At 65.3% G+C, this 9730-nt stretch carries 8 protein-coding genes; 2 read left to right on the top strand and 6 right to left on the bottom strand.

Going from position 1 to position 9730, the window contains the following annotated elements; all coding sequences use genetic code 11:
- The 5 genes from IP89_RS00260 to IP89_RS00240 all read right to left on the bottom strand — a co-directional run.
- Positions 1–1196 (bottom strand): amino acid permease (locus tag IP89_RS00260; RefSeq protein WP_043306880.1); only part of this gene is annotated, 1196 nt, incomplete at its 3' end.
- A 57-nt stretch (positions 1197–1253) separates the two neighbouring features.
- Positions 1254–3497, bottom strand: a complete 2244-nt coding sequence (locus IP89_RS00255) for an Orn/Lys/Arg decarboxylase N-terminal domain-containing protein (RefSeq protein ID WP_043306879.1) — start codon at positions 3495–3497, stop codon at positions 1254–1256.
- 129 nt (positions 3498–3626) lie between these two features.
- Positions 3627–4370 carry a DNA polymerase III subunit epsilon gene (dnaQ, locus tag IP89_RS00250; RefSeq protein WP_043306878.1) on the bottom strand — a complete coding sequence of 248 codons (744 nt, stop codon included), beginning with the start codon at positions 4368–4370 and terminating at the stop codon, positions 3627–3629.
- Positions 4363–4818, bottom strand: a complete 456-nt coding sequence (rnhA, locus tag IP89_RS00245; protein WP_043306877.1) for a ribonuclease HI — start codon at positions 4816–4818, stop codon at positions 4363–4365. The genes dnaQ and rnhA overlap by 8 nt, the downstream gene beginning before the upstream one ends.
- The gene (locus tag IP89_RS00240) at positions 4815–5585 is read right to left on the bottom strand and encodes a class I SAM-dependent methyltransferase (RefSeq protein ID WP_043306876.1); all 771 of its coding nucleotides are present in this window, start codon (positions 5583–5585) and stop codon (positions 4815–4817) included. The genes rnhA and IP89_RS00240 overlap by 4 nt, the downstream gene beginning before the upstream one ends.
- Before the next feature lie 73 nt (positions 5586–5658).
- On the opposite strand from IP89_RS00240, the gene gloB reads away from it, so the two are divergent.
- Together gloB and IP89_RS00230 are read left to right on the top strand one after the other, a co-directional pair.
- Complete coding sequence (gloB, locus tag IP89_RS00235) at positions 5659–6441, top strand: hydroxyacylglutathione hydrolase (protein ID WP_043306875.1); 783 nt, start codon at positions 5659–5661, stop codon at positions 6439–6441.
- 91 nt (positions 6442–6532) lie between these two features.
- On the top strand, positions 6533–8107 hold the full coding sequence (locus IP89_RS00230; protein WP_043306874.1) for a LysM peptidoglycan-binding domain-containing protein: 1575 nt from the start codon (positions 6533–6535) through the stop codon (positions 8105–8107).
- Between the two features lie 39 nt (positions 8108–8146).
- Here IP89_RS00230 and IP89_RS00225 read toward each other — a convergent pair whose 3' ends face one another.
- Positions 8147–9589, bottom strand: coding sequence for an HDOD domain-containing protein (locus tag IP89_RS00225; RefSeq protein WP_043306873.1), 1443 nt, complete (start codon positions 9587–9589; stop codon positions 8147–8149).
- Between the last annotated feature and the right edge of the window lie 141 nt (positions 9590–9730).

Here is a 9730-nt window from a genome sequence, read left to right as displayed (position 1 = left end):
CAGCCGATCCATAGCAGGCGGCCGCTCTCATGGCGGCCGAACTCGCCAGGCCGTACCGCCATCAGGTGCAGCAGGGCGGCCGCACAGAACACATAGGGCACCACGCCGGCCATGGTGCCGAGCAGGATGATCACGTTGAACACATCGACCAGATCGCCCTGCCCATCCACCAGCACCAGCAGGGTCACCAGCACGCCCGACACCAGCAGGCCATTGGCTGGCACGCCGTTCTTGTTGGTCTTGGCCAGCGCCTCCGGCAACAGGCCGTCGCGGGCGGTAGCCATGGGAATCTGCCCTTGCAGCAGCACCCAGCCATTGAGCGCGCCGAGGCAAGCGATCACCGCGCCACCGGCGATGAAGTAGTAGCCCCAGTCACCCAGCATCACCCGCGCCGCATCGGCGAAGGGCGCGGTGGAACGCCCCAGCACCTCGGGCGGCAGGATGCCCTGCACCGCGGTGATCGAGAGGATGTACACGGTCGCCGCCACCAGCGTGCCGAACAGCGTGGCCCGCGGGATGGTGCGGCGCGGATCGCGCACATGCTCGGCCGGCACCGTGGCCGACTCCAGGCCGATGAACGACCACAGGGTCAACGCCGCCGTGGTGGCGATGGCCTGGGCATAGCCGCCACCGGGCAGCTGCGCCGGCTCGGGAATGCTCAGGTGCTCGGGATTGAAGTAGAACCAGCCGAGCACGCCGACCAGCAGCAGCGGCACCAGTTTGAGCAGGGTGAGGATGTTCTGCACGTAGCCGAAGGCGGTGATGCCGCGCAGGTTGATCAGGGTGCACAGCCAGATCGCCGCAATGGCCGTCGCCACCGTCAGCACTGGGTCACGCAGGGCCGGCAGGAACACCTGCAGGTAGCCGACCAGGGTCACGGCGATGGCCGCGTTGCCGATCCAGGCCGCCTTCCAGTAGGTCCAGGCGCAGAGATAACCGGCGAAGCCGCCAAAGGCATCGCGGGTGTAGGCGTAAGGGCCGCCGGCGGCGGGATTGAAACGCGCCAGGCGCGAGAAGGTCAGTGCCAGCAGCACCGCGCCGGTGGTCGACACCAGCCAGCCGACCAGACTGAGCCCGCCATAGGGGGCCAAAGCGGAAGGCAGGAGAAACACCCCCGAACCAACCATGTTGCCGACCACCAGAGCGGTACAGGTCCAGAAACCCATCTCGCCCCGCTTGCCTTTGTCCTCAGCCATAACTCCCCCGATGGCGTGGCCGACCTGGCCGCCACTCGGGGCGTTACAGGCCGTGCGTTACTCCTTGATGCAATCCACGGTATAGCACGCCTCTTCGCATTGCAGACCATGAACATCGGCATCGAAGCCAGGGAACTGGTTGTCGAAGGTCCGAGCGAAGCGCAGGTAGTCGATGATCGAGCGGGTCTCGGCGGTGAAGCGCTCACCCGGCATGATCAGCGGAATGCCCGGCGGATAGGGCACCAGCATCACCGCAGCGATGCGCCCTTCCAACTGCTCGATCGGCACCGCTTCCACCTCGCCGCGCACCAGCTTGTCGTAGGCGTCGGCCGGTTTGATCGCCACCTGCGGCAACACCGTGTACATGCGCTTGAGCGCCTTGGCCGTGGCGTTCTCGCGGTAGCAGCCGTGCAGCTGGTCGCACAGGTCACGCAGGCCCATGCCGGCGTAGCGCGCCCCACCCTCGCGGGCGACCGAGGGCAGCGCCTCGCTCAGCGGCACGTTGGCGTCGTACAAGCGCTTGAACTCCAGTAGTTCGGTGAGCAGCGTGCTCCACTTGCCCTTGGTGATACCCATGGAGAACAGCACTAGGAACGAATACAGGCCGGTCTTCTCCACCACCAGGCCGCGCTCCCAGAGGAACTTGCTGACCACAGCAGCCGGAATGCCTGCCTCGGCCAGCTTGCCGTCGGCGGTCAGGCCCGGCATCACCAGGGTGACCTTGATCGGGTCGAGCAGCACGTAGTCCTCGGCCACTTCGCCGAAACCATGCCAGTCGGCGTTGGGCGCCAGCAGCCAGTCGGCAGTGGTGACGCTGTCGGCGCCATCGGCCTGCTCTGGCTGCCAGATGCTGAACCACCAGTCGTCCGCCGCCAGGTTCTGCCGCAGGTTGGCCAGGGCGCGACGGAAGCTCAGCGCCTCGTCGAAGGTTTCCTGGATCAGCGAGCGCCCGGCCGGGCCCTCCATCATCGCCGAGGCCACGTCCAGCGAGGCGATGATGCCGTACTGCGGCGAGGTGGAGATGTGCATCATGAAGGCTTCGTTGAAGCGGTCACGGTCCAGTTGGCGTGCACCGCCGTCCTGTACGTGGATCATCGAGGCCTGGCTGAAGGCCGCCAGCAGCTTGTGGGTGGAATGGGTGGTGAACACCAGCGGCGAATGCTCATCGCACTGGGTGCCCATGCCGTAGCGCCCGGCGTAGAACTCATGGAACGCCGCATAGGCGTACCAGGCCTCGTCGAAGTGCAGCACTTCCACCGAATCGCCCAGGGCCTGCTTGACCATCTCGGCGTTGTAGCAGAGGCCGTCGTAGGTGGAGTTGGTCACCACCGCCAGCTTGACCTTGGGTGCGCGATCGCGGGCCAGCGGACTGGCATCGATCTTGGCCTGGATCGATTCCCGGCTGAACTCGGAGAGCGGAATCGGCCCGATGATGCCCAGTTCGTTGCGTTCCGGGCACAGGTACAGCGGGATGGCGCCGGTCATGATGATCGAATGGAGGATCGACTTGTGGCAGTTGCGGTCCACCAGCACCAGGTCGTCGCGGCCGACCATGGAGTGCCAGACGATCTTGTTCGCCGTCGAGGTGCCGTTGATCACGAAGAAGGTGTGGTCGGCGCCGAAGTTGCGCGCGGCACGGGCCTCGGCCTCGGCCAGCGGGCCGGTGTGATCGAGCAGCGAGCCCAGTTCGGGCACCGATACCGAGAGGTCGGAACGCAGGGTGTTCTCGCCGAAGAACTGGTGGAAAGCCTGTCCCACCGGGCTCTTGCGATAGGCCACACCACCACCGTGGCCAGGCGTGTGCCAGGAATAGTTGGACTGCGCGGTGTGCTGCACCAGCGCCTTGAAGAACGGCGGCAGCAGGCCGTCGAGGTAGTTGTGCGCGGCGCGCGCTACCTGACGGGCGAGGAAGGACACGGTGTCTTCGTACAGATAGAGGATGCCGCGCAGGTGGTTGAGGTCGGCCATGGCCTCGGCCGGCGCGTTCTCGATGGTGACCTGCTCGCCGAGGGCGAAGATCGGCAGTTGCGGTGCGCGGACGCGGGCGATGCGGATCAGCTCGACCATGTCCTGCAGCAGACGCTGGTTCTCCCCCGCCCCCTCGGCCGCCACCAGGATGCAGGCCAGACCGTGGTGGGTGGAGGCAACGATGCGGCCCTCGGCGGAGCTGGCGGTGGGGAGGATGGTGAAACCGTCCTTGCTCAGCTCTGCGGCAATGGCGCGGACGCGCTCGCCAGCGACGGTATCGGCCTTGATGTCGCGGTGAACGATGAGAATGGGGAAGTTCAGGTCTTTATACATTGTGCCTTCCTGAGGGTAGGCGCTCTGCGGCGCCTGATTCCCTCAGGGTAGAAGTTCACCGATGGCGGCGGAACCCCCAGTGCGGAAGGCTGTAAGAAAAGGTCGCATTGGCCATACGACCACTTCCACTCAGCTTGCTGGCTCTTCCGCCGGCGCGTCCATCTTGGCCCACAGCGACGGGCCGCCGGCGGACTTTTCGATGATCGCCAGGCGTGCAGCATGCTCGGCCAACTCGGCGTCGCTGGCACGCAGCACGCGAGTCAGGTTGCGGCCCGGATCGAGACGACGGATCGGGCTGGGCAGCACGCGACCGGAGCCGTCGCCACCTTCACCGGCCAGCGACAGGTGGGTCTGGCCACCGGTCATGGTCAGGTAGACGTCGGCGAGGATCTCGGCGTCAAGCAGTGCGCCGTGCAGGTCACGACCGGAGTTGTCGACGCCATAGCGTTTGCACAGGGCGTCGAGGTTGTTGCGCTGGCCCGGGTGGCGCTCACGCGCCATCAACAGGGTGTCGAGGATCGAGCAGTAGTCGCTGACGTCGCTACGCTCGGTCTGCCCAAGCAGGGCGAACTCGTTGTTGATGAAGCCAACGTCGAACGCCGCGTTGTGGATGATCAGCTGTGCGCCGGTGATGAACTCGAAGAACTCGTCGGCCACGTCCTTGAAGCGCTGCTTGTCGGCAACGAATTCGTTGGTGATACCGTGAACCGCGATGGCGCCCTCGTCGATCTCGCGATCGGGGTTGAGGTAGACGTGGAAGTGGCGGCCGGTCAGGCGGCGGCCCTCCAGCTCGACGCAGCCGATCTCGATGATGCGGTGACCATCGGTCACCGGCATGCCGGTTGTTTCGGTATCCAGTACAACACTACGCATGCTTCTTCGCCCTCACTTCTTCTACACCGCGGTTGGCCAACTGATCGGCCTTTTCGTTGCCGGGGTGGCCGGTATGCCCGCGCACCCATTGCCACTCGACCTTGTGGCGGTTGACCTGCTCGTCCAGCGCCTGCCACAGGTCGGCATTCTTCACCGGCTCCTTGGTCGAGGTCTTCCAGCCGCGCTTCTTCCAGTTCGGCATCCATTCCTGGATACCCTTCATCACGTATTGCGAGTCGGTCACCAGACGCACCGAGCAGGGCCGGGTCAGAGCGATCAGCGCGCAGATCGCCGCCATCAGCTCCATGCGGTTGTTGGTGGTGTTGGGCTCGCCGCCCCACAACTCCTTCTCCGCGCCCTTGTAGATCATCAGCGCCCCCCAGCCACCCGGGCCGGGATTGCCCTTGCAGGCGCCATCGGTATAGATCTCGACTACTTCTTCGCTCATTGAGTGCTCTGATTCTCGGATTCGCGCCGACTGACCTTGGCCACCGGCATCGGCAGCAGCTTGCCCATGCTGGCGCGCTGTGGCGGGCGCAACGGTCGCAGACCGACCACCAGCTTGCGCGCCACCAGCAGGTAGAAACCTCCGCCGGGCGCCTGCAAACGGTCGCCCCAGCGCTCCAACCCAGCCAGGCGCGCCTGCCAGGCCGGCGCAGAAAGCGGCGGACGATAGCACCCGAAGCGACGTTTCTCCAGCGCGAAGCCGAGCAGGCTGAGCCAGTCCGCCAGGCGGCTGGGCGAGATGCAGCGGGCCTGGCGGAAGCCGTCGCGCGCGAAGTAATGGCGCAGGCCCCAGGTGCTCCAGGGGTTGATCCCGGTGACCAGCAGGTAGCCGCCGGGGCGCACACTGCGCGCCGCTTCGCGCAGCAAACCATGCGGCGACAGGCAGAAATCCAGACCATGCTGCAGCACCACCACATCGGCCGCGTGCTCGCCCAACGGCCAAGCTTGCTCCTCGCAGGCAATGTGCACACCGGCCAGCGGCGCACCGAGGCGCACGTTGCTGCGAATCTGCGGCGCCTTGGGCGGCTCGCTCTCGGCCGGGCCGTAGTGCACCAGATAACCACCGAAGTAGCGCGCCAGCTCCTCGTCCAGGGCCCGGCGCTGTTCGGCCAGGAGCAACTCGCCGAGCGGCGAGGCCAGCCACTCGCGGGCGGCGCAGGTCAGCTGCAGCCATTCGGCATCGGCCTGGGCGAAGGGTTGTTCGCTCATCGGGACCTCCATGACACAAGCTCGGTGATGCCGATTAAGATGCGCCATTGTCTTCCGCTTGGCGACCCCGAACATGTTCCATATCGATGCACTCCCCGCCTTCAGCGACAACTACATCTGGCTGCTGCAGGATGCCGACACCCGCCGCTGCGCCGTGGTCGACCCCGGTGACGCCCAACCGGTGCTGGACTGGCTGGCCGCGCACCCTGACTGGCAACTCAGCGACATCCTCATCACCCACCATCATCCCGACCATGTCGGCGGTGTGGCCAAACTGAAGGATGTGACCGGCGCGCGGGTCAGCGGGCCTGCGCAGGAAAAGATTCCCGCGCGTGACCTGGCTCTGGATGACGGCGAGCGCATCGACGTGCTTGGCCGCAGCTTCCTTATATATGCGGTGCCCGGCCACACCCTCGGCCACATCGCCTACTACCAGGCCGAGGAAGGCTGGCTGTTCTGTGGCGACACGCTGTTCGCCGCCGGCTGCGGCCGCCTGTTCGAGGGCACGCCGCAGCAGATGAACCAGTCCCTGCAACGCCTGGCGGCGCTGCCAGACGCCACCGCCGTGTACTGCACCCACGAATACACGCTGAGCAACCTGCACTTCGCTCGCGCTGTGGAGCCCGGGAACCAGGCCATCGCCGCACGTTTCGCCGAAGTCAGCGCCTGGCGTGCCAGCGGCCGTATCAGCCTGCCGTCGAACATCGCGCTGGAGAAGGCGACCAACCCCTTCCTGCGCTGCGACGAAACATCCATTAAAGAAAAAATCGACGAGCGGGACGGTGCCCGGCAACGCACCAAGGACGAGGTCTTCACCTACCTGCGTAGCTGGAAAGACCAGTTCAAGGTGGCCTGACAACGGACCGGCGGACTGGTGAAAACTTGACCACCCCAGGGGCCATTTCTAGAATCCCCGGAATTTTTGCGCCGGCAGATACTAGAAACCAATGTTCTTATTACCTTTCGGAACCCTTGATTCAGACGCGTTGGCACGGAGAGCAAGGGCTCTGGCGGTGGTGTTGTGCATTGGCCTGAGCGGCTGCCAGAGCATGCACTCGGGTGACAGTGTCGATAGCGATCCCACCGCCAACCTGCCCCAGGAGCCGCAGTGGCTCAGCCAAGCCGCCGAGCCGGAAGTGCCCAAGGACATCTGGGAACGCATGCGCGACGGCTTCAAGCTGCAGGACGAGATCGGCGTCAACCCGCGCATCGAGAACCAGCGCCTGTGGTTCGTCAGCAACCCCTCGTTCCTGGAAAGCGCCAGCGACCGCGGCAGCCTGTACATCCACTACGTGGTCGAGCGTCTGGAAGAGCGCAACATGCCGATGGAACTGGCCCTGCTGCCGGTGATCGAGAGCGCCTACAACCCCTACGCCTACTCGCGCAGCCATGCGGTCGGCCTGTGGCAGTTCATCCCCTCCACGGGGCGCCACTTCAACCTGCGCCAGACCAACTGGTACGACGGCCGCCGCGACATCACCGCCTCGACCAACGCCGCGCTGAGCTACCTGACTCGCCTGCACGACATGTTCAACGGCGACTGGCTGCTGGCGATGGCCGCCTACAACGCCGGTGAAGGCACGGTCAGCCGCGCCATTGAGCGCAACCAGAAGCTCGGCCTACCCACCGACTACTGGAACCTGCCGCTGCCGCAGGAAACCCAGAACTACGTGCCCAAGCTGCTGGCCCTGTCGCAGATCGTGCAGTCGCCGGAAGCCTACGGCGTGCGCCTCAACCCGATCGCCAACGAGCCCTACTTCGAGCAGGTGGCCAGCAAGCCGGGCCTGGACCTGGCGCGCCTGGCGGCCATGGTCGACATGGAAGAGGACGAGCTGGAAAGCCTCAACCCGGCGTTCAAGAAAGGCATCACCATGGACGGCCCGCAGCACCTGCTGGTGCCCATCGCCAAGGCCGAGCAGTTCAATGCCAGCCTGGCGATGATGAAGCCGCAGGCCCTGGCCCAGTGGCAGGACTACCGGGTGCGCTCGGGCGACAGCCTGCACAGCATTGCCAGCCGCCACGATGTGTCGGTCAACGCCCTGAAGGACGCCAACAAGCTGCGCAGCAACAACCTGCGCGTCGGCCAGGTACTGAGCATTCCCGCCCAGGGCGGGCGCAAGCCGATCGACACGCCTGCGCAGCAGGTGGCCAAGGCGCCGGCGAGCCACCCGCAGCGTTACAAGGTGAAGAGCGGCGACAACCTCTGGCAGATCGCCAATGCCCACGGCGTATCGCTGCAGGACCTGCAGCGCTGGAACGGTCTCAACGCGCGCAGCAAGCTGAGCCTCGGCCAGGTCCTGGAACTGCGTGGCGGCAGCGGCGGCACCGGCAACTCGATGGCAGCGAGCAAGCCGCGCGATGACCGGCAGAGCATCACCTACTACCGGGTCAAGAGTGGCGACTCGATGTACCTGATTGCCCAGCGCTTCAAGGTCGATGTCAAGAATCTGCAGAGCTGGAACCCACGCAGCGATAGCCGTGCGCTGAAGCCGGGACAGACCCTGACGCTGTATCTCGACTGATGCCAGAAATGAAAAGGCCGCCTCCGGGCGGCCTTTTCGTTAGCGCTTGCCGAGCGCCTCCAGACAACGCCCGGTCAGTTGGGTAAAGCGCTGGAAGGCGACGAACTGCTCGTGCTTGAGCGCCCTTCCGGACAGCCTGCTGTCGGCATAGAGCACGCCGATCTCGCGCGTGCCGGCCAGCAGGGGAGCGATGAAGAACATGCCCTGGCCGAGCAGCTGGCGCATCGGCAGGGTCACCAGTTCGGCCAGGTTGTAGCTGGCCGGCACTCCCATCCACAGCGCCTCGCGGTTGCGCAGCGCATAACTGAAGATGTGCGGCTGCTCGGCCTGCTTAGCCGGCAACTGGAAGTCCGTCAGCCACTTCTCGGTACCCTCGCCCACTGCACGCTTGGCGCGGAAACTGGTCTGTCCGTCGGCCAGCACAGCGAGCATCACCCGTTCCAGCCCTGCACCCTGATGCAGGCCCTTGAGCAGGGTTTCCAGCACCAGACTCACGTCGCCCTTCTGGTTGACCATCATGCCCAGGTCCTGCAGCGCCTGTTGCAGTACCAGCAGGTTCGGTTGTAGCAGGCGCGCCTTGCGCTCCTGCTGCTGCAGCTTGATCTGCTCGGGGTCGGTGTTGGGGATCAGCTTGCACAGCTGACCGGCACCAAAGGTGGCGGCCACCTCGACGGCCTCTTCCGCGCTCTCCAGCACCTGCTTGAGCGCTTCTTCGGCGCTGATGCCGGTGAAGTCGGCCAGCTGCTGCACCAACTTCTCCATCTCCGGCGAGTCCCAACCGTCCAGCGCTGCCTCGCTGATCTTCACGCCCAGGCTGACGGCACGTACCGCCGGATCGTGCTGGTTGCCGCTGCCATGGGCGAAGCTGGCCAGCTCGCCGAGGTTCCAGCTCTTCACCAGGCCCTGCGTGAGCTGGCGGAAGCTGGTGCCGAGTACCTGGCGCACCGCCTCATCGACGTCCACGCCCGACTGTTCCAGGGCGTCGGCCAGTTCGTCGGCCTGCTCGCCGCCACAGGCCCAGAAGGCCAGCTCGCCCACCGTGTGCAGCAAGGCGGCGATGAACACCTCTTCCTGATTCTTGGTCAGCACGTAGCCGGCGATGTTGCGCGCCTGCACGGCGGCGTGGAAGGAGCGCGCCAGGAGCATCTGCAGCTGCTCGCGCGGCACCTTGGTCAGCAGGCTGTCGATCAGACTGACCGACATGCCGATCAGGCGCACATTGTCGAAACCGATCAGCACGATCGCCCGCGAGATGGTGCGGATGCTTTCCTGGGAGGGGTTGTAGTAGACGCTGTTACCGACCCGCAGCACCTTGGAGGTCAACGACGCATCGCGCAGCAGCAGGTCGGCCAGTTGCTGTACCGAGGCCTTGTCCGCCTGCGACAGGCGATGCAGGTCCTGCACCACGGTGGCGAGGGCAGGCAATTCGGCCTGATTCAAGCGCTCTATCCATGCCTGTAACCCGATACTGCGTTCAGCCAAGGCGGCGACCTCATTGCAATTTGTTTCAGTGTAATCAAATTGATGGCACTCGCTGCCCAAAAGGCACTCTTTTTCCTGCCTATACAAGCTGTTACTGTACGGATCAAACAGCGGCCGGCCTGCAGGCAGACCTGCGCAGCG

The sequence above is a fragment of the Pseudomonas sp. ML96 genome (genome assembly GCF_000761545.1).
In the GTDB taxonomy this organism is placed as follows: Bacteria; Pseudomonadota; Gammaproteobacteria; order Pseudomonadales; family Pseudomonadaceae; genus Aquipseudomonas.
This window is presented reverse-complemented; position numbering and strand designations above follow the sequence as displayed.